General features: G+C 37.0%; 18 protein-coding genes. 13 read left to right on the top strand and 5 right to left on the bottom strand.

Annotated features, from left to right (window positions below):
- Nucleotides 1–29: 29 nt before the first annotated feature.
- Entirely contained in the window at nt 30–2,591 is a 2,562-nt protein-coding gene (locus tag QFZ28_RS15385) for an AAA family ATPase (protein ID WP_307195442.1), read from the top strand.
- Between the two features lies 1 nt (nt 2,592).
- On the top strand, nt 2,593–3,618 hold the full coding sequence (locus QFZ28_RS15380; protein WP_307195441.1) for an McrC family protein: 1,026 nt from the start codon (nt 2,593–2,595) through the stop codon (nt 3,616–3,618).
- A gap of 550 nt (nt 3,619–4,168) precedes the next feature.
- Here QFZ28_RS15380 and QFZ28_RS15375 read toward each other — a convergent pair.
- On the bottom strand, nt 4,169–5,083 hold the full coding sequence (locus QFZ28_RS15375; RefSeq protein ID WP_307197041.1) for an IS3 family transposase: 915 nt from the start codon (nt 5,081–5,083) through the stop codon (nt 4,169–4,171).
- Nucleotides 5,026–5,328: a transposase gene (locus tag QFZ28_RS15370; protein ID WP_307193467.1), complete on the bottom strand. Its 303-nt coding sequence runs from the start codon at nt 5,326–5,328 to the stop codon at nt 5,026–5,028. Before QFZ28_RS15370 ends, QFZ28_RS15375 begins: the two co-directional genes overlap by 58 nt.
- A gap of 16 nt (nt 5,329–5,344) precedes the next feature.
- Here QFZ28_RS15370 and QFZ28_RS29810 point away from each other — a divergent pair, with 16 nt between their 5' ends.
- The gene (locus QFZ28_RS29810; RefSeq protein WP_373428077.1) at nt 5,345–5,521 is read left to right on the top strand and encodes a putative holin-like toxin; all 177 of its coding nucleotides are present in this window, start codon (nt 5,345–5,347) and stop codon (nt 5,519–5,521) included.
- A gap of 459 nt (nt 5,522–5,980) precedes the next feature.
- On the opposite strand, the gene QFZ28_RS15365 is transcribed toward QFZ28_RS29810, so the two are convergent.
- The gene (locus QFZ28_RS15365) at nt 5,981–6,355 is read right to left on the bottom strand and encodes a hypothetical protein (RefSeq protein WP_307195440.1); all 375 of its coding nucleotides are present in this window, start codon (nt 6,353–6,355) and stop codon (nt 5,981–5,983) included.
- Nucleotides 6,356–6,450: 95 nt separating this feature from the next.
- Between QFZ28_RS15365 and QFZ28_RS15360 the strand changes: the two genes are divergently transcribed.
- From QFZ28_RS15360 to QFZ28_RS15345, 4 genes are read left to right on the top strand one after another with little or no spacing between them, the layout of a single operon-like run.
- Nucleotides 6,451–7,767 carry a DUF2399 domain-containing protein gene (locus QFZ28_RS15360; RefSeq protein ID WP_307195439.1) on the top strand — a complete coding sequence of 439 codons (1,317 nt, stop codon included), beginning with the start codon at nt 6,451–6,453 and terminating at the stop codon, nt 7,765–7,767.
- Nucleotides 7,743–9,167 (top strand): hypothetical protein, encoded by a 1,425-nt coding sequence (locus QFZ28_RS15355; protein WP_307195438.1) that lies wholly within the window; start codon nt 7,743–7,745, stop codon nt 9,165–9,167. Before QFZ28_RS15360 ends, QFZ28_RS15355 begins: the two co-directional genes overlap by 25 nt.
- Before the next feature lie 37 nt (nt 9,168–9,204).
- On the top strand, nt 9,205–9,834 hold the full coding sequence (locus QFZ28_RS15350) for a hypothetical protein (protein WP_373428140.1): 630 nt from the start codon (nt 9,205–9,207) through the stop codon (nt 9,832–9,834).
- Nucleotides 9,831–13,037 (top strand): chromosome segregation protein SMC, encoded by a 3,207-nt coding sequence (locus QFZ28_RS15345; RefSeq protein WP_307195437.1) that lies wholly within the window; start codon nt 9,831–9,833, stop codon nt 13,035–13,037. The genes QFZ28_RS15350 and QFZ28_RS15345 overlap by 4 nt, the downstream gene beginning before the upstream one ends.
- Before the next feature lie 131 nt (nt 13,038–13,168).
- Here the strand turns inward: QFZ28_RS15345 and QFZ28_RS15340 are convergent, their stop codons facing one another.
- Both QFZ28_RS15340 and QFZ28_RS15335 read right to left on the bottom strand, forming a co-directional pair.
- Nucleotides 13,169–13,744 carry a hypothetical protein gene (locus QFZ28_RS15340; protein WP_307195436.1) on the bottom strand — a complete coding sequence of 192 codons (576 nt, stop codon included), beginning with the start codon at nt 13,742–13,744 and terminating at the stop codon, nt 13,169–13,171.
- 20 nt (nt 13,745–13,764) lie between these two features.
- Nucleotides 13,765–13,995, bottom strand: coding sequence for a hypothetical protein (locus QFZ28_RS15335; RefSeq protein WP_307195435.1), 231 nt, complete (start codon nt 13,993–13,995; stop codon nt 13,765–13,767).
- Between the two features lie 135 nt (nt 13,996–14,130).
- On the opposite strand from QFZ28_RS15335, the gene QFZ28_RS15330 reads away from it, so the two are divergent.
- The 6 genes from QFZ28_RS15330 (at nt 14,131) to QFZ28_RS15305 (ending at nt 19,466) form a co-directional block, all read left to right on the top strand.
- Complete coding sequence (locus QFZ28_RS15330; protein WP_307195434.1) at nt 14,131–14,646, top strand: hypothetical protein; 516 nt, start codon at nt 14,131–14,133, stop codon at nt 14,644–14,646.
- A gap of 2 nt (nt 14,647–14,648) precedes the next feature.
- Nucleotides 14,649–15,053, top strand: coding sequence for a hypothetical protein (locus tag QFZ28_RS15325; protein WP_307195433.1), 405 nt, complete (start codon nt 14,649–14,651; stop codon nt 15,051–15,053).
- A gap of 46 nt (nt 15,054–15,099) precedes the next feature.
- Entirely contained in the window at nt 15,100–16,914 is a 1,815-nt protein-coding gene (locus tag QFZ28_RS15320; protein ID WP_307195432.1) for a DNA/RNA helicase domain-containing protein, read from the top strand.
- A gap of 314 nt (nt 16,915–17,228) precedes the next feature.
- Nucleotides 17,229–18,443, top strand: coding sequence for a metallophosphoesterase family protein (locus QFZ28_RS15315; protein WP_307195431.1), 1,215 nt, complete (start codon nt 17,229–17,231; stop codon nt 18,441–18,443).
- 349 nt (nt 18,444–18,792) lie between these two features.
- A complete protein-coding gene (locus QFZ28_RS15310; RefSeq protein ID WP_307195430.1) occupies nt 18,793–19,239 on the top strand; it encodes a hypothetical protein in 447 nt (148 codons plus the stop codon).
- Between the two features lie 2 nt (nt 19,240–19,241).
- Nucleotides 19,242–19,466, top strand: coding sequence for a helix-turn-helix transcriptional regulator (locus QFZ28_RS15305; RefSeq protein ID WP_307195429.1), 225 nt, complete (start codon nt 19,242–19,244; stop codon nt 19,464–19,466).
- The last annotated feature ends 19 nt before the right edge of the window (nt 19,467–19,485 follow it).

Here is a 19,485-nt window from a genome sequence, read left to right as displayed (position 1 = left end):
ATTAATACAATTGTAGTAGAGGTGAGAGAATGAGTTACGAAGTTTTACAAAAAAACATGTTAAAAGATTCATACATAGACATTTCATTTAGAAGATACTTAGCATTTAAAGAAACGGAAACATATGATGAAGCTTATAAACTAGATATTCTATCCCGGTTAAATGATTATTTGCGAGGGCAGGAAATCAATGAACATACTATCGTTGAAATCGTAAAGAAAATCCAAAAGGAGAATCCCTCTGCTGGCAGTTTTGTTCATTGGAGTAATACTGGAGACTTGGTGAAGTATGCTGAGTCACGACCTATGGAAGTAGCGGAGTTATTGAATCAGTTATTTTATTCCACTATACCGGTTGAAGAAAGGATTGAAGGGTTTAGACAACGCGGGAAGGATTTCCTTTCATCGATTTCTTTGGGAGCACCGTTGTTTGGTTATTTATTAGCCGCACTTGATTACAAAAAATATCCACTCTATAAGCAAGAGGTTTTTACGGACTTAAAAAAATCATTTGGAATTGAGTTAAAACTAGGTACAGTTGGCACCAATTATGAAACGTATTTGTATATGTGTGATATTGCCCTTAAACATCTACAACCAACGTATCCTGATTTAACGATGCTTGATATCCAGGACTTCTTTTTCTGCAGCACACAATACCAGCAAATTATCGTTGAAAGTGCAGTTGAATATTTGTATGGAATGGCTGTTGAATTGAGCCGCTATATGCAAGAACCTGAGCTGATGTTGAAAGCTATAGCAGAACTTGATCGCGAACAGCTATATGCATTGCGGGAGCAGTATCGGAACAGTGAGAAAATTAATCTGATTAAATATATGGTTGTTGATAAAATGATTGAAACCGGTTCGGCGAGTGTCTTTGATTTGGAAGAAATGAAAGATCAAGTAAAGGTACGATATGAAACGAATATTCTACATGCATGGAATAATTTTACGATTCTTTTTCAATTGTATTATGCCGATAAGAAGCAAAAAGTCCAGGAGGAGCAACGGAAAATTCATGCTGCCATTCGTCAAATGGATGAGTTTAAAGAAATGGATTTTGTTGAGAATAAAGTGTTGAACGGCTTTAATTGGAACCGAAACCTAGGTAATTCCGAATGCTGGCTTGCTGTTTATGAAAAAGAGTATACGAGTCATCAAACGGCGCCACAATTCTATGTATCCGTCAACGAAAATCGTATTCAATATGGATTGTATCATGGGGATCAACATCCAAACAGTGCTCAATCGGACATTACCATCACCTCCAATATCGAGTCATTTTCTTATGATTATTTTGAGCAAAAAATGACGGAAGTGCTGAATGAGTACAAAGTTCAATCATCTAATACGGTCTATGAAGATAAGGAACCATATCATCAGGATATAGATATTAGTACGGAGACATGGATGGAGCTTTTGCAAGATCATGAAGTTTTCAAAGAAAGTGATTTTGCCTATCTGTATAAAATGTACGAACTAGGTGGTAAGGCATCCGCCACTCAATTAGCAGCAGAACTTGGCAAGCATTATTCCTCCTTTAATGCTCCTGTTGTTCATCTAGCTAAGCGAATCCTTGAAAAACTTAACTTAGTTCCTTCAATTGGAAGTGATGGGAACCCAACGTATTGGTGCATATTATTTGATGGTGATTATGAGGATACGCCACATTTTATTTGGCGCCTAAAACCAAATCTTAAAGACGCGATTGCTGCGACGTATACAGAGAACATAGAACAATTGGATAGCTATACGAAGGATGATTTTTTAAATGAAGTATTTATTGACGGAAAACAATACGATACGATTGCAAACCTACTAAAGTATAAGAAAAATCTCATTTTACAAGGGCCTCCGGGAGTGGGGAAAACGTTTGTATCAAAACGATTGTCTTATGCACTAATGGGTGTAAAAGATACAAGTCGAGTCGAAATGGTTCAATTCCATCAAAATTATGCCTACGAAGATTTTGTAATGGGATATCGTCCGGATAAGCATGGTTTTTCACTGCAATTTGGTATTTTCTATGATTTTTGTAAGAGGGCTATACAAAATCCCGAAAAGGATTATTATTTCATCATTGATGAGATTAATCGAGGGAACTTATCTAAGATTTTTGGTGAGCTATTTATGCTCATTGAGCGGGATAAACGGGATGAATTTGTTACGATGGGCTATTCTAAAGAACAATTTACCGTGCCTAGTAATGTGTATTTAATCGGTACAATGAATACTGCTGACCGTTCCTTAGCACAGCTGGAGGTAGCACTCCGCCGGCGATTTGCCTTTGTGACACTGGAACCGGCCTTTAATGAAAAATGGCGAAGAACTCTTCAGGATTCTGGTGTCTCCCTGCAAATGATTAATCGTATTTTGTTTGCGGTTGAAAAAATGAATTCCGAAATTGGCAGCGACTTTCAGTTAGGAAAAGGGTATGAAATCGGTCATTCCTTTTTCACGATGAAGCCTGAGAACATGGATGAAATTGCATGGTATGAAGGGATTATGAACTTTGAAATCAAACCTTTGATAGAAGAATACTTCTTTGACCGTCCTGAAGTGGTAGAATTGCTAGTTGAGGGAATCTAATATGGAAGCTTTATTTAAAGTTCCAATCCGTAACTTGTTTTGTTTACTTAGCTATATGAATGAAATGCCTGAGCTAGTTAAGAGTTTAAATGATGTAGATGAGGACTTGATTACGTATGATTTTATTGCAAAGCAATTTCTACAGGAAGTCGGGGCTTTATATCGCCGCGGTTTTGTGAGGGATTATGTAGTGGTGAAGGAATCTACCAGTCATTTAGGCGGCCGGGTGATGATGAATGATTCCATGCCTTACATTGTTGGCAGACAGCCGATTGTTGTCTGCGAAAAAGACCACTATTCCACGAATATAGTATTGAATCAAATTATGAAAAGTACACTGAGAGCGATTAGTGTCAACCGATTTGTAAAAGAGGAAACGAGAAAACGCAGTTTCAGTTATCTTGATTACTTGCCAGAGGTTGACATGCCGCCTCTATCGAAGGAAATCTTTTTAAAAATATACTTCGGTAGACACAATGTCCATTATAAACGGATGGTTCATATCGCTCGATTATTGCATGAACTTACGTTGCTATCTCATAAACAAGGAAATTGGAGCTTATTTACAGCTGAACTCGATGAAAGCTCACTCAATCAAATCTTTGAAAAATTCCTGTTTCATTTTTATCGGAAAGAGCAGTATGATTACCGGGTATCATCGGAAATCATGCAGTGGAAGCTGGAAGGGAATCAATTCTTCCTGCCATCGATGAAAACGGACGTATCATTAACGCACAAAAGCATACCGCAAAAAATAATCATTGATGCGAAGTTTTATAAGAATATTTTTCAAGAACACTATGGAAAGTCCACTTTTCATAGTCATAATTTGTATCAGTTGTTTACATACCTGATGCACCAGCCAAAAGCGACGAAACTTAGAGGTATATTGATCTATCCGTATAATGGGGTTGAAGTGGATGAGACCTTTCGTTGGGATGAGCGGCTGACACTTCAGGTAATGACCTTGAATTTAAATGATTCATGGAAAGCAATTTATCGGAAATTGATTTCTTGTCTAGGTTAAATGAATGTAGATAAATCGGCAGTCTCTTCTTCGATTAGAAGTTGAAAGCTTCGTGGAAAAGAAAACTCTACGAGGCTTAGTATTTTTAAGAGAAAAATGCGAGACAATCTCCAAAATTCGTATTAGCTGTTATAGAGTAGATCATTAAAGACATTCAGATTATGTTACTCAATAAAATTCTTTTGTGTGGCATTCATTATTTTCTTAATCTTTTCCTCATTTTGTAATTCCCACGAATGGAATTAAAAGATAAAAATAAGAATGTACGTTCTTATAAACGAAAGGAATATGATATAATAGAAGAGTAATAGAATAGGATTTCTCAAGGGTGGTCGTGCGTTGCGCCTTCAATAGTACACACTATAAAACCGGATCTATTAAAGGAATCAGTGATAATTAACATCACTCTGGTTCCTTTGCTCTTTCCCATCTTTTTGCAGTGTCTCAGAACCCTGGGAGCCTGTCAAGGAAGGCACTTGACAGACTCCCAGGGTTCTGAGAATTAGTCTGTAAGATGCGAAGGAGAAAGACTAGCCCTGTGGGCTGTCTCTTAACACGCCGCCGCATATTGTTTGGGTGTTTTGTAATCTAAAACCCCTTGTATTCGATTATGATTGTAATAGTCAATATAATCATGAATAATCTGTTTAGCTTCATCAATATTCTTTATATTTTTCAGTTGTTTACGTTCTGATTTTAAAAAGGAGAAAAAGCTTTCTGCACATGCATTATCAAGTGCATTTGCTTTTCTGGACATGCTTGGAATGATAGTATGTTCAATCATTAACTCTTTCCATCTATTTGATCGATAGGGCATCCCTCTATCAGAATGCAGAATAATTCCTTCTTCTTTTTTTCTAGTTTTTAATGCAGCGATAAGTGTATCTTCTACTAGTTGAACATCATGTGATTCAGATAATTGGTATCCTAGAATATAATTATCGTGTAAATCCATTAATGAAGAAAGAAATAGTTTAGTATTTCCAATAGGAAATTCTGTTACATCAGTAACCCACTTTTCACTTGTTTTAGATGTAGTGAAATCTCTCTTTAATAGGTTAGGATAAATATGACCAGCCCCATTATTCACCCTATTTTCAGAGACTGATTTCTTGTTTTTTTTACGTGCTTGGCTTTTAAAACCTAACTCATGCATTAACCTTCGCACTACTTTCTCCCCAACAATAAGGTTATACTTATCTTCCAATACTGCATGTATTTTCCGATAACCATAGTTCTTATCGTGTTCATGGAATATTATAGTGATATAATCTTTTAATTCTGTCTCGGTTTTATTTTCTTTTTTCACCTTTCCTTTGTTTCTTATATATTTATAGTATCCCGCTCGAGATACCTCAAGTTTTTCACATATTTTAGAGACGGGGTATTTAGACTCTAACTCTTCTACTACTTTAAACTTTGCCTTTTTTCCTCCTCCTTTAGAATTTGAAGATACTTTTTTAATATTTCGTTCTCCATTTCTAATTCCTTAATTTTATCTTTATCGTTAAGTAGGCTCATTCTTTTTTTTCGTTTTAATCCTACCTCACCATATGTTTTATATTTATCAATCCACTCATAAATATAATCTGGATCTGAAACCTCCAACTGTTTGGCTACAATTTGTACACTTTCGCCGGCTTGTATTCGTTTAACTGCCTCTAGTTTTAGTTCAAATGAATAAGATTTATTTTTTCTTTTCGTTGACACTTAAATCACTCCCTTTATGACAATTATGGTCATAGAATTCCGGAAATATTCGTGTCAACTATCATGGGCGCAATTCATCGGCACACTCCCAAACAGAAAGGGGGTGATGCTGATGACAGTTTTTGAAACATTAATGATTACGATTGCTTTTGCTAGTTTAATCGTAGCCGTACTGTCATTTAAACAAAAATAACCCACCCTTGAGTTTAGCGGCTCAGGTGGATTATTTCACCTCATAGCTGACCCCCTTAGAGGGAACCGTCTATTGCTGGACCGGACATGTTGCTGCATGTTCGGTCTTTTTTATTTTATTCTGCACTTGTTTTTATTATAACCGAAAAGAATAAAAATGTACAAAAATGAAAAATTAGTGTTTACATCTAACTAATAATAAGTCTTTTGCATTCAGATATTGGTTTTAGCGGAATATTGTTTTTATCCGACAATTTAAAATCGTAAATAATACTGATTTGTTAAACCATTTCAGAAGCTTTTCTAATTAGGTTTAAATCAAAAATATATAATTGGATTTTTTCATTATAGTCTAGTTCATGATGAGTTCTGTCATGTAGCATCCGGAGATGTTCAAAGGGACTACAATCAAAATCATTTACATCGTCACCGTAATTTAAAATTACTTGTTTATATTAACTCATTCAAACACATCCTTAACTTTCCCTAAATAGGTGTATCCTTCATTATTTGTAAAGTAATTTTGGGGATTACCAATCAATGCAATTTCCATCACATTATATTTACCAATAATAACTATCCACTTCTCATCATTAAAACAAAAGTAATCTTGTGAAAAATTATTTGAATAATAAACGTGGACATCATTGTTCAATCCATTAATTATATTAATGATTTTATCGTTGTAGTTATCAAGAGTCCAATCTTCCGATAATTCTTTTCTTCTTTGCCTCTTTTTTAAGTGAGATTCCTCAACATTTTTGGAATCAGTAACTTTCCATACAATACCGACTTCATTATAAGTCTCTATTATTTCTTGTCTTTTGTAATTCATTAAATTCACTAAAAAACAAACTTCATAATTTTACATCCTACAACAACCATAATACTTTGCTACAATAGTGTTAAATAAGAAAATGGAGAATGTTGATGATTAGTCTAGAAGAAATGAACTATATAAATAAGTATCTATTAAAAAGTGGAGAGCGGTTAGATTTACCCAATAACATTATAAGCAGTAATCCCATTATTGAAATAAAAATCATTAAGCAAACGGAAAGGACTTATCGTGTTGTTGGGCTATTAACTCTCATGGCAAATGTAGTGGAAGAATCCCCCTTTGCAGAAGATCTGATAGATTTAGGGTTTACACCAAAGAAAAAGATTCAATTAAATGAGCATGATTCAAATACAATAAAATGGTTTAACCTTGGGTTTATTATGAAGGAAATCCGTTTAAAAAGAGATGGAAAAACGGTAGATACCCAACATTTTCGAATGGGATATCGTTTGTATACTTATCAACAAAACCGATTACGTGCCCAGGAGGAAAAACTAGAACAAAATTTTAGCAGTTGGAAAACAAAAGCGAAATCTTTCTTTCCTTCTACCATTATAGAGATGACAAATCAACGGGATAGGGGGGTTGCAGCTTGTTTATCGATTATAAATGAAATCTACGATATGGATGTCGATCAACTAAAAGAGTGCCAAGCATTTCCTTCCGGATGGTCATTATCAAAGCGATTTAAATTCCTTCATTTTATCGCAGCATTTATACAACTAGGGCATCAAAAATATGACTTTGACTGGAAGGAAATTGGAGCGAGTTATTATCAGGAAATCGGGGGTTCAAAGGAGTTTGATCGCTATAAGGACGATTTTATTAATCAACTCGAGGAATGGGCACAATGTCCCGTAGCTTTACTTGGTTTGACCAGTCTTGGCAAAATTACACCTTTATATTTTTCCGGTCAAATTACTGGTCGTTACTCTGCCTACCGTTATGGACCTGTGCATTCACTCACTGATTTATCAATTTCAGAAGAGAAGTATAAAACAGATTCAACCACTCTCTGGCTTGTTGAAAATCGAGCCATCTTAACGAGAATTGCTGCTGAGAAAGATTTTCTTGAAGAAACGAACACTCTTATTTTGTGTATAGATGGTCATCTAAGGTCCTCGCATAAGCACTGTATCAAACAGCTACTAACAAATGGGAATATTTTGCAGGTGCTACTATGGAGTGATTACGATCCTGATGGTTTCCACATAGCAAAAGAAATGTACCTTACCGTTAAAGAAAATCACCATGGTTCTATCAAATGGATTCAGCATTCCAAACAAGTGCTTGATACTTGGCAGGAATATGAAGTCTATATGCAAGATTTATTGAAAGACCAAAGAATCGAACAAGAACAGGTTTTGGGAGGTGTGGAGGATTGGAGAAAGTGGATCAACCATTAATTTCAATATTTCAAGTAAATGAAACCCATCCTGAAGTACAGCAGTCGATGAGAGATATTGCATCTTTATCAGGTGTTTTAAGTGACCTGGGTTCACAAAATGCGTTTCAAACGCCTGCAGAAATCTTACGGTTCCTGAAAATTATTCAGTTGATCAATGAGGAGGCCCTTGGATTGGATGATCCGATAGAAAACGCTGAAACCGTTTATTATCGATATCGTAACCGTTATAAGGATCCAGAGCCGCCAACAAAGAAAAAGATCGAGCAAATTGTCAATGTTCTCGTTAAATACAATTGGATATCCAAACAATCGAGACAGTTGAAAATGCGAGATACAGGGAAGCGGATGATGGATGCATTGATCCGATTGGCGAATGATTCGTTGGCATACTATATGCAGGATGATATTGGCCGCTCCCTTTTTCAAGCAAGAAGGGATGCTGAATTGAGTGAAGCCTATGATGACCATGGGATTTCAGGCGGTAATAAGATTGCTAGTATGATTCGCAATGTCGAAAATGCCATTCAACTATTAAAAGAACGAGAGCTTGAAATGCTGGCAGATCGAAATGCCCTCCCACAGCTTGAGGTTATTCACCAATTAATGCAGGAGCTGGACATCAAATTACAGGAACGTTTCCGATTGTTCCAAACCATCGAAGAAAGTTTAGTCCTTTCCAACTTACTGCAAAGGGGTACAGCCGTTCTTGCAGAAGGGACGAACTTGAGTTTGGGTATGATTAATAAGTATTTAAAGTTTACTCATATGCAAAAAACACCCTTATCCTCCACTATTCAACCGGAAAAGGTCCGATCTTTCATCACGCAAATGTATGATCCTCCTCTTGATTCCGATGTACCGAATGTTTATCAATTATTTAGCTTCATGGAACAGGGGCAGTATGAGGAGGAAGCCATTGATGGTTTGTGGATGCCTGTTAAGTTTGCGGCACCTATCCCTCATGCAGCTATAGATGAAGCCGTTCACTACTTGGAAACGTATGAGCCGATGGCGGAACCCATTGAAGAAGTAGTTGATGAGCTTGAGTATGTCGAAGAAATGATTTCCGAGGAGGAAATCGACGAATTAATGGGAGAAACCCATTGGATGTTGACGAAATCGATGATTGAAACAGAAGCAATTGAATCTTATTTAAATGAACATGATGAAACACCAATGGAACAATTGGTTATAGAGGCTACCTCTTCCCAATGGAGTGATGCTGTCAATGCCATTACTGCCATTGCAGCACTGGTGGGGAATAAGAAAATTACAATAACAAAGCCAACAGAAAAAGTACAAGTACAAGCATATGAACGAAGATGGGAGTGGATGAATCGTGACGATGGATCCAACATTATCAGAAAACGAAAATCACCAGAAAAGCATTCAGAGTGAAAAGATTGACCAAGGTAACGTAAATCCTCTTAATGTAATGCAATCATTAAAGGGATTTCTGACGGAAACTGAGGAATTAACCTTTATGAATATTCTCTTTTCCTCTTCCGCCACTATTCGGTCCGGTAATTTTGGTTTATCCAGAAAAGAAGTAGAGAAGCTTCTGAAAATACAAGGAGACGATGAGAAATTTTTCTCGTTCCTCACAAGGGTTAACCAAGCCATTAACCGATATATGAAAGTAATTTATGATGAACGGCGTGACTATTGTTTCGTCATGATGAGAGTCCCAGCAAGAGCTGCTCGTAATACATTAACCAAGGAAAGCCTCTCCATCCTCTTGTATATGTTTTATCAACAGGAGGTATTGCAACATGAATTTACATTATTTGATACTCTGCTCAATGCCTTTGGACATGAAACCACAAAAGCCAATCAGCGTTTATTGATGAATATTGATCCTCTGAAGAAAATAGGTGCAATTGAGGAATACGATACAAATTCCCAAGAAAAGGCCTATCAGCTCACTGCGATTGGTGTTCATATGTTTTCAGATTCATTTCTAAGGAGGACGGCAGAATTTAGTCAATCGAATCAACTGAATAAAGAAGAAGTATTGAAGTTTTTTAGACGTTATAATCTCTATCAGGAAGGGGAAGAAATATGATTCCATGGAGATTAACTTTTTCTGGTATTCGTGACTATCTGCCAACTCTCTTGGATTTATCAGGAGAAAATATCCATATTATGATTACTGGTCCTAACGGATCAGGGAAATCGACGATTACGTTTTGCATGGGGGCAGTTCTGTATTCTTCAAAGGTAGATGTGGAAGGGCTAAAGTCTCGTAATCTGGCACCGGAACAAACGTGGAAGGCGAAAATTTCCCTGCTATTAAAAAATGAAGGCAAGATGAAAATAGATGCGCCTACATTTGTAGAATTTACCTTAAAAATCATTCAAGATCCAGGACAGCCAATGAAAAAAGAGTTTAGTATTTCTTCTGGAGATGTGATTGACCAATGGGAAGAAACGATAAAGTATACATCTGGAGATCGACTTTATAATTTCACCGCTTATAGAAGAGACCTTCAATATAAATACAAGGTTGACCCGGATCTTTTCTATTTAATCTGGTACCAGCAGGAAGTAAATCAATTCGCTGTCATGAATCCAGAGGAACGTTTCCGTGTTTTTAGTGAAATGCATGGAATTGATCAGGTTCAGCGCGATTGGGAAGAAAGTATGGAGAAGGTGAAAGATACCCAGGAATCACTTCGGGCAGCTGAAACGAATGTAAAGCTGATGAAATCGGAGTTATCGATGAAAAAGGCAGCGTTGGATCGTTACTTGGATAATCAAAAGCGACTGCTGGAGGGCGGTGGCCTGTATGCTGGCTCACTTTTCCAATTGGAAGCTTATTATAAATTGGAAATAGTGAGATTAGAAGAGTTAGTTTTGAACTTAGAAGAGGACATCGCTGAAGCCAAGGATGATTTAGGTGTAAAAAAATCATTAAAAGAACACCTGGCCGAACAATTGAAATCTTCAAAAATCAAGCATGAACAGCTAGATACAGAGATTAGTGAAGAAGAAAAGAAGCGGGATGAAATGGATGAAAAAATTAAACAGTTACAAGCCCGAATTGAACAACTTGACTTAGAGTTAGAGACTATCACAAAGAAAAAAAACCAAATTAAGAGAACTGAAGAAGAAGTAAAGACAGCTTTAATCAAGCTTTCCGATGAGCAAGAGAAAACAAATCATGACTTTATACGGAATTCAAAACAGTTAAACGAGCAAAATAATACTTGGCAGAAGAAGGTTGAAGTGATTACCCGTCTCCATCAGGAAATCCAGAACGATGAAAGAGTGGAACAGATTCATCTCCAACAGTTGCAACAGTATAAAAGCAGCCATGCTGTACAGGGGATGATTGAACTACTTGAATTAAGAGTAACCTCTAACAAAGAGATTCAATTCTCTGATTCCCTAAAGTTAAGAGGGTTAAAAGAAGAGTTACGGCTGTTACAGGAAAACCGGGATGTATCTGTTAGACAATTAGAGTCTATGAAATTTTTTAGTGCGTTGAAGATAAAAGCCTACCCTCTTCGGGAACTACTGGAGTTGGATGAGAGGGCACACGTAAAGGATGAACAATTATACAATGCGATAAAATATACGATTTTTTTCAATGGCAAACATGTCACCCCTCCAAACGATCTATACCATGTCCCGTTAATGATGGTTATTCCTGACCGGGTCGTGACAAAATTACCTTCCCTTCATTTACAAGTGAAGGAAGGACTTAATGAGGAAGAACTAACGTATGCCATGAAAGCACTTTGGTGGGTAGAGCAATTTTTTAAAGAGGGTTCTTTTTCAATAAAGAATGGAACGTTGATCGACCCGATGGGGATACGCGGTCCGCAAGAAAAGGATCGTTATATCTTAAGCAGGAAGGCATTATTGCTGCGCAGGCAGGAAGTAGAAAAGCTTGTGAGTGATCTTACTCAATCACTTTCTAAATTAGATAAAGTCATTGCTAAAGATACAAAAAGAATTCAAGAGCTGAATAGTATCATTCATCAGGTAAGAGAAGCGGAAGCCTTTATGACGAATCAACATGAAAGGGTAATTCGAAAAAGAAAACTGGAAGAAGAAGTTGGACTGAGAGACGTAATTAAAGAAAATATCAAAGGGTTGGAACAAGAAAAAGAGCGATTGCTTCGCACTCAGACTGAACAAAAGTATTTGAAAGAAACATTAGAACAAGAAGCAAAAATCTATGAAGAACTTGGAAAAATGAAAGATAAATATGAAGAACGGAATCATCTACACACTCAAGTTGAACAGGAAAAGAAGCTTTTTAAAGTGCAAAAGAGGAAGATTGACAATCTCGAAGATGAATTTGATCAACTTGATAGAAGCATCAAAAGAAAAGAACGAGAGCTTGGTAATGTAATGGATGTTCTTGAAGATGCTAATCGTAAGATCACAGGAATTGAAAAACTAAAGAAAAATGGTCATGACGACAAGGAATCCATTCAGGCCGAACTTGTAAATGTCATCAAAGAACTTGGAGACTTACAAAAGCTCGTTCCAACTATTTACGCTGAAACCGCCAAGAATTTGACAAAGGATTCATTGCCATCTGTTTCCCAGCTAAAGCGAGACCGTGAAAATGGAAAGGTTATGTTTGATAATGCTCGGACGGAGGCTGGCATTGACCCTGCTGCCCAGGAAAATTATGATACGATCAAACATGAATATGAACGTTTGGATAATGAATATAACCGGACGAAAGTATTGCTTGAACAAGATATGGAAAGAACAGATAATCTAAAGGATCAGCTGGAAACCACGATTAACATGCGTGTCCTTGAGCTTCAGCAGCGATTCAAACATTATATGAGTCAGTTCCAGTTCGAAGGGGAAATCAGCTGGGCTTCGTTTGAGGATCGAAGACAACGAACGCATTTTCAGCTGTTTATTAAAGCTCGAAAAGAAGGTCACCGGGGTGCATTGGAAGATGTAAGTATAAAAGCGAGGGGTGGTAGAGTGGGAAAAGGGGTATCTGGGGGAGAAGAATCCCTAAGTTCACTGCTCTTTGCACTAGCTCTTCTACAAAATCTCCAAACCACACCAGGATTTATTGTGCTCGATGAGTTCGATAGTGCACTAGACGAACATCGGAAGGTAAAAGTATTTGATTTATATGAGAGTGAACTAAAACGGAAGCTTATTATTTTAACTCCAAAGTCACATGAAAGCACGTACTTGGATCGATTTACTAAAGCATTCGTTGTCCAACATGATCCAACCATTCCTCAAAGTAAAGTAGTGGGAATAGTCAAGACCTTGGTTTAAGGAATTTAAGAAAATTAAAATAAGTTGTTAAAAATGCTGCAGTCCCTAAAGCTGCAGCGTTTTAAATTGGATTTAAGTCATTATTATTATTTTTTATTACCTTCATTTTTTAATATAGTTTTCTAACAAATTTATTTATCAAGACTGGGGTCGAAATGCATGTACAATGTCCCAGCAATATCGCTAACATAGGCTGTTTTGGTTTTTCTAACGGTATTCTTGTTGATTAAATAGGCATGGACTTCGTCTAAATATCCTTTTTTATTGTCAAGAGAATTTGTTCTAAATATTAGTAATGCTTGATTAATTTTGTTCCTCTGTTTAGCTTCTGAAATCAATTCATCTATTCTAGTAATATTTTTTACGTTCATAATTCCAATTACATTTTGAGGAATGGGATCCCGTTCATCGAACAATTTTTCAAGTGTCTCTAAGTCTTTTTTAAAATTATTTTCCCGTTCAAGATGTAATATAAAATCGTGCCAATAATCACCGTCAAAATTATCCCACCACGTCATGTCCATTGCTCTGTATTTACCATTACACGTATCTTCTGTATACGGTAAAAAACCCAACATAGAACCCAGTCTCGAAAAGTACTCAATTTCCGCCATGGTAAAAGAGTGTCTCCCATGGCGAACGGTGAGATTTAAAGTATGATAGTTTCTAACATAACCGTCAAAGAGCTTCATAAGGTCAAGCTTCATTACTTCACTTCCTAGTAGGTCTATTTTACACCAAAAAATTGCTCCATTGTTTCGTTGTATAGATGTAGTGGTTTACAAACTTTACAAAGCTTTACCGATGAATCTTCTAAATTTGCAACTGATTCTAAGGGTTCGTAATAGCCATTTTTCTCCTGATTAATGAGTACTTTTAAATCATAGTTTGCTTTATTAACATATACCTTTAATAAATGAATCTGTTCTTTTTCACTCCAATGCATGTCAACTTTCAAAACCTTTCCTGTTTATTGGCTATTATATTCTGTGTAACTGGGACTAAATACTTTATTAACTAGCAAACAAGTGGGAATATACATTACTAAAGTTATATCATAAATGGTATAATTTAACTAAAAAAGGAGAATAAGATGATAAAAAATTCTGCACAACTATCTTCTTTGCCTCGTAATCTACGAGGTAGAAGTATACATCTGAATGTCATTCCAACAGTATGCAATCTAAAGAATATGCTTGAAAAGCTTATTGAATTAAAAGGTAATGACTCACTTCTTAAACCTTGGGAAAAAAGGAGCTATAAAGCGTACCAGATCGAAAAAATCAAATTAGCCATCATGTTTGCTCCTACAAAAGAAACGAGAGTTCAACTGATTAAGCAGCATATCCTAAACGGCGATCCCAATGATTTTGGACCAAGCTGTATTGATATCTACTTAGTTGCTTATGTAGCAGAAAATTACAAGCCAGGGAAACAAGCTTTTTTTAATTATGTGTTGAAAAATGGAATTACAGATAAGCAAAATTCAGCTCAAGCCATTTGGCAGGTAGGGAAAGGCGATGGAACCTATTTAGGAGTCCTAAACGAAGATGGCTCAGTAAAGGACTGGAGCTTTTTTGGAAAATGGATAAGGGGAAGTGTAGAGTAGGAATGTTAGGAGAAGGCAAGATTTATAGACGGCGAGATTTACATTCGAAGTTAGGCGGACAGCAGCAATCGGGTATTAGTACACCGAGTCAATATCCTGTGATTATGATTTTTTCTGGCGAGAGTGGAAAGAATTATGGTTATAAAGATGGCTGGCAGGAAAATGATGTTTATTACTACACTGGTGAGGGCCAAGAGGGAGATATGAAATTCACCAAGGGAAATAAGGCAATCAGAGACCATTTACTAAACAGGAAAGATATATGGTTATTTAAAAATCATAAACCAGGTCTTGTGAAATTTGTTGGTAAAATGATTTGCACCGGTGACCATCATCGAACAGCACCTGATCGAAATGGCCATAATAGAGAGGCCATTATATTTGAATTAATACTTAAGAAAAAGTAAAAAGGTTAGATAGGGAATTCATATATTCCTACATAGGAGCTACATAATGGAACTCAAAAATGGTAGTAGATGTGGATGGTCAGGAAGTATTGCTCAGTTCATAAACGTTGAAGAAACGGAATTTATTGCGCAATTAACTCAATTTGTTGGTGAAGCAAAGGACGAGCAGGTGGAAGCCTGGAGGGACTGTTATCAGGTATTGCAAAATGCTTTCCGTTCCTATCAGAATGAGAATTGGCAGCTTTTTTTTGAATACGAGCTGCCGAGAGAGGGTGGACGTCGCCCAGACGTATTGCTTCTTATTCCAGGTGAACTGCTTGTGATGGAGTTTAAAATGAGAGGATATCCACGGTCTTCTGATTGGGAACAGCTCTCGAGTTATGTTCGTGATTTTAATCATTATCACGAATCAGTAGCAAAGCATTCCCTACAGGTGAGGGGTGCGCTTGTTCTAACATTTATTAAAGAAGCAAAGATGATAGCTAACAAAGAAAAACGATTATATTTAACTTCGGGCTCAGGGTTAGTCCAGTTTATTGCTTGGGTGAAAAAGAATGCAAAAGGGAAGATCATAAATAGGCAAGATTTTCTGCAAGCACAATATGACCGGTTACCAACGATTGTTGAGGCTGCTAGAGCGATCATGAAGTATGAGCCCATTCCTTCGATTCGAAAAGTAAATAATACCAATATCCCACAGGTTCTCGATACGCTTTCTTCGATTGTTGAGGAGGCAAGAACAACTAAAGCCCACCATTTAGTATTGTTAACAGGTGTTCCCGGTGCAGGGAAGACGCTTGTTGGTTTGCAGTTCTCACATATGGTGAATGGAGCGGTGTACCTTTCTGGCAACGGACCACTGGTAGATGTCTTGCAGGACGCGCTCGGAAATAAAACATTTGTGCAAGCGTTAAAGAATTTCAAATGGGAGTACCTTAAACACCTGGTTATTCCGAATGAACATATATTTATCTTCGATGAAGCGCAGCGTGCATGGGATTCAAAAAAGATGAAAAAGGATTTTTCAGAACCAGATTTAATGGTTCAAATTGCACAGGACCAAAAAGAATGGTCGGTTATAATTGGCTTAATTGGTGAAGGGCAGGAGATCTATGAGGGAGAAGAAGGTGGGTTGCAACTTTGGAATACTGCCATTAGAAATGGTCAGTGGATAGTGCACTCAAATGAGAACTTAGTTGGCCAATTTCCACATGCCTTCCAACATGTGACTCATCAACATCTAAACTTAAATGTATCATTAAGAAGTCATCTGGCTCTTGGCTTGCATTCATGGGTCCATCATCTTCTTACAGGTAACATCAAACAAGTTAAAACTGAAACACAACAACTAAAACACGATCGTTTTACTTTGTATGTTTCTAGAGATTTAGAGAAGATTAAAGCCTTTATCCATCAACGATACCAAGGGCAGAATAAACAGATTGGATTAGTCACTTCCTCCAGACGAGAATATGGTATTCGTCAGCCATATCCATTTGTGAAGGGTTTACCAATTGCTTCTCGGTATTCAACAAAGCCGTATGTTTCTTACTATAATCATGCAGAGTCTGATTATTATTCATCTAAGCTACAATTTGCAGCGTCAGAATTTGAAACACAAGGACTTGAGCTCGATTTAGCGGTTGTTTGTTGGGGTTATGATTTAACCTGGAATGGAGGAGAGTGGGTTGACCATTTTAAGGACAGAAACTTGATCAATCCAAAAAGGATCCGACTTAATAGTTATCGAGTATTACTGACGCGAGGGCGGGATGGCATGATTATTTATATTCCAGACATCCCACATCTGGATGCCACCTACGGGCTATTAAAAGAAATCGGTTTAGATGAATTAAATTAATAATGATTTATGATAGTAAATGCTACGTGCAGACATCAAGAACCATTTGTAAATGTTTGCGTGACGGAGTTGATATAGTAAAATGTTGTATTTCATCAATTTCAATTAATAAATTTGCTTTCTCATAAAATACATCATTTTCAAGACTTATACCAGTTCAAGCCTTCTTTATCAAAATTTAAACATATGCAATCTTTACCAAATTTACATTAATAATTTACATAGCATAAACACAGAATTAAAACTTCCTTGTTACTCTTTTTTATAGATGTACTTTCTATTATATTTCTAAAAAGGGATGTGGAGATTTAATTATGAGTAATTATGACTTGCAAATGGGATTGGACAGACGGCGCTTTATCAAAATCGGCGGGTTGAGTACATTGGCTTTAACACTAGGGTCAGCGGGCATTCCGGCTAATATGTTCACGGGTAACGTACATGCCGCAGCAAATGAGGATATCAAGCTTCAATTCAAACCGGACGGAAAATTTAAAATTGTTCAGTTTAACGATACCCAAGATGATGAAAACATTGACCGTCGTACGATCGAGTTGATGGAAAAAGTCCTTGATACTGAAAAACCAGATTTTGTTGTCCTTAACGGGGACAACATTACAGGTGGCTGTGATACACCTCTTGAGATGAAACAAGCGATAAATAATGTGGCACAACCTATGGAGCAGAGAGGGATAAAGTGGGCGATTACATATGGAAACCATGATGAGGACTCCACTCCAAAAAGTGGCCTTAATGAAGAGGACATGCTCGAAATTTACATGTCTTATAAATACAATTTGAACAAGCCGAGTGTAAAAGCTATTACTGGAACAGGAAATATGAATCTCCTTATCAAAAATTCCAAAGGTACGGACGCTGCTTTTAATCTTTGGTTGCTTGACAGTGGAAGATATGCTCCTAATACTATTGCTGGTCAAGACTTTGAGGGATATCCAACCTGGGACTGGCTTCGTTTTAACCAAGTAAGCTGGTATAACGAAACCTCTAAAAACTTAGAGAAACAATGGGGTCACAAGGTTCCTTCGCTTGTATTTATTCATATTCCACTTTGGGAACATCGATATATGTGGTTTGCGAGTGTAGATAGTAGAACGGACGAAAACCACGCTAATGCTGTGAACAAGCATAATATTGTCGGAGAAAGAAATGAAGAGGAATGCCCAGGCCCGATCAATAGCGGCATGTTCTCAGCTATGCTTGAGAGGGGAGATGTCAAAGGTGTTTTCTGCGGCCATGATCATGTAAACACCTACATGGGTAACTACTATGGGATCCTGCTTGGTTATGCCGGAAATACCGGTTTTGGTACATATGGTCTTCCGGGTGCAGATCGAAATAGATTACGTGGTGCAAGGGTTTTTAATTTGGATGAAAATACTGCAGATGTGCTAGTAGAAACACATATGGTGTTTGCAAAGGACTATGGTATCGATCTGACAGCCAATGACCAAAGCATTTCTCCAGATCCAATCGATGAAAGCAAAAAGAAAGAAAAAGTAGTTAAATAGATTGACTTAAAACGGGTGGTAACAGTTACTGTCGTTTTATTTTCGAGGTGATACAATACCGGCGAGGGAAGGTAAGCAGCCAAGACGTCCTAATTTTTTTGCTGGATGGTGTTTCAAAAAGATTAACAGCAAAAGTAAACCCCTTTGATTTTATCCATCAGAGGGGTTTTGCTTTGGTTTCTCGTAGAAATAATTACATTACGTTTTTTCATCAAGGCCACATATTACCCAATAAGGAGTATTCTGCCTATTTTTGTAAATTGCACTTGACTTAATGTATAGTTTACTTTACATTTAGTATAACAAGTTTAACTTCTTGTAAAAATAATCATACACGGAGAGGTGAATCATGACTTATCAAGAAAAGAAAAGTATCGTTTCGATCATTAGTGCTATTCTCATTTTCGTCTCTTATTGTTTGTTCATGTACCCGCGATACCCAGGAGAGGGTGTGGAGTCGAGTGAGGTTTTTCATTATTGGGGTTCCTTCGTGCTTTACCTGACTTTATTTTCAATCGTCACACATATCATCATCAGCATTATTTTCAACATTGTATTTAGACTGACGACCAATGAAAAAGAACCAGCATTTGCCGATGAATTAGATAAGTTAATTGACTTGAAAGCGTTCCGAAATTCATTTTTTGTGTTTGTCGTTGGTTTTCTTTTTGCAATGGGGTCGCTGGTCTTCTATCAACCGTTACATGCGATGTTCATTATTCTGATTTCTGCAGGTTTCATTTCAGACGTCACTGGATCGGTTACAAAGCTTTATCACTATCGGAGAGGAGTGTAAAAATGGGTAAAAATCTTGTCGGCAATCACATCCGTAAATTACGATTCAACCATGATGAAATGACACAGCAGCAGTTGGCTGACAAGGTGGGAGTAACCAGACAAACCATCGTAGCTCTCGAAAAGGGTAACTACTCCCCATCTTTGGAACTCGCTTTTCGCATCGCTCATGCCTTTAACTTACCATTGGAAGAAGTTTTCTTTTATGGGGATCAACCAAAGCAGTAAGAACGATCAATGCTTAACG

It is taken from the genome of Neobacillus niacini, from assembly GCF_030817695.1.
Taxonomy (GTDB): domain Bacteria; phylum Bacillota; class Bacilli; order Bacillales; family Cytobacillaceae; genus Neobacillus; species Neobacillus niacini_F.
The sequence above is the reverse complement of the archived record's forward strand: the minus strand, read 5'-3'. Positions and strand labels throughout refer to the sequence as shown.

Excerpts from the sequence above, each read along its gene's own strand:
- QFZ28_RS15330 (WP_307195434.1), top strand. The coding sequence starts at position 14,131 with ATGATAAAAAATTCTGCACAACTATCTTCTTTGCCTCGTAATCTACGA.
- QFZ28_RS15320 (WP_307195432.1), top strand. The coding sequence starts at position 15,100 with ATGGAACTCAAAAATGGTAGTAGATGTGGATGGTCAGGAAGTATTGCT.
- QFZ28_RS15325 (WP_307195433.1), top strand. The coding sequence starts at position 14,649 with ATGTTAGGAGAAGGCAAGATTTATAGACGGCGAGATTTACATTCGAAG.
- QFZ28_RS15385 (WP_307195442.1), top strand. The coding sequence starts at position 30 with ATGAGTTACGAAGTTTTACAAAAAAACATGTTAAAAGATTCATACATA.
- QFZ28_RS15315 (WP_307195431.1), top strand. The coding sequence starts at position 17,229 with ATGAGTAATTATGACTTGCAAATGGGATTGGACAGACGGCGCTTTATC.
- QFZ28_RS15310 (WP_307195430.1), top strand. The coding sequence starts at position 18,793 with ATGACTTATCAAGAAAAGAAAAGTATCGTTTCGATCATTAGTGCTATT.
- QFZ28_RS15365 (WP_307195440.1), bottom strand. The coding sequence starts at position 6,355 with ATGAATTACAAAAGACAAGAAATAATAGAGACTTATAATGAAGTCGGT.
- QFZ28_RS15360 (WP_307195439.1), top strand. The coding sequence starts at position 6,451 with ATGATTAGTCTAGAAGAAATGAACTATATAAATAAGTATCTATTAAAA.
- QFZ28_RS15345 (WP_307195437.1), top strand. The coding sequence starts at position 9,831 with ATGATTCCATGGAGATTAACTTTTTCTGGTATTCGTGACTATCTGCCA.
- QFZ28_RS15340 (WP_307195436.1), bottom strand. The coding sequence starts at position 13,744 with ATGAAGCTTGACCTTATGAAGCTCTTTGACGGTTATGTTAGAAACTAT.
- QFZ28_RS15350 (WP_373428140.1), top strand. The coding sequence starts at position 9,205 with ATGCAATCATTAAAGGGATTTCTGACGGAAACTGAGGAATTAACCTTT.
- QFZ28_RS15380 (WP_307195441.1), top strand. The coding sequence starts at position 2,593 with ATGGAAGCTTTATTTAAAGTTCCAATCCGTAACTTGTTTTGTTTACTT.
- QFZ28_RS15305 (WP_307195429.1), top strand. The coding sequence starts at position 19,242 with ATGGGTAAAAATCTTGTCGGCAATCACATCCGTAAATTACGATTCAAC.
- QFZ28_RS29810 (WP_373428077.1), top strand. The coding sequence starts at position 5,345 with ATGACAATTATGGTCATAGAATTCCGGAAATATTCGTGTCAACTATCA.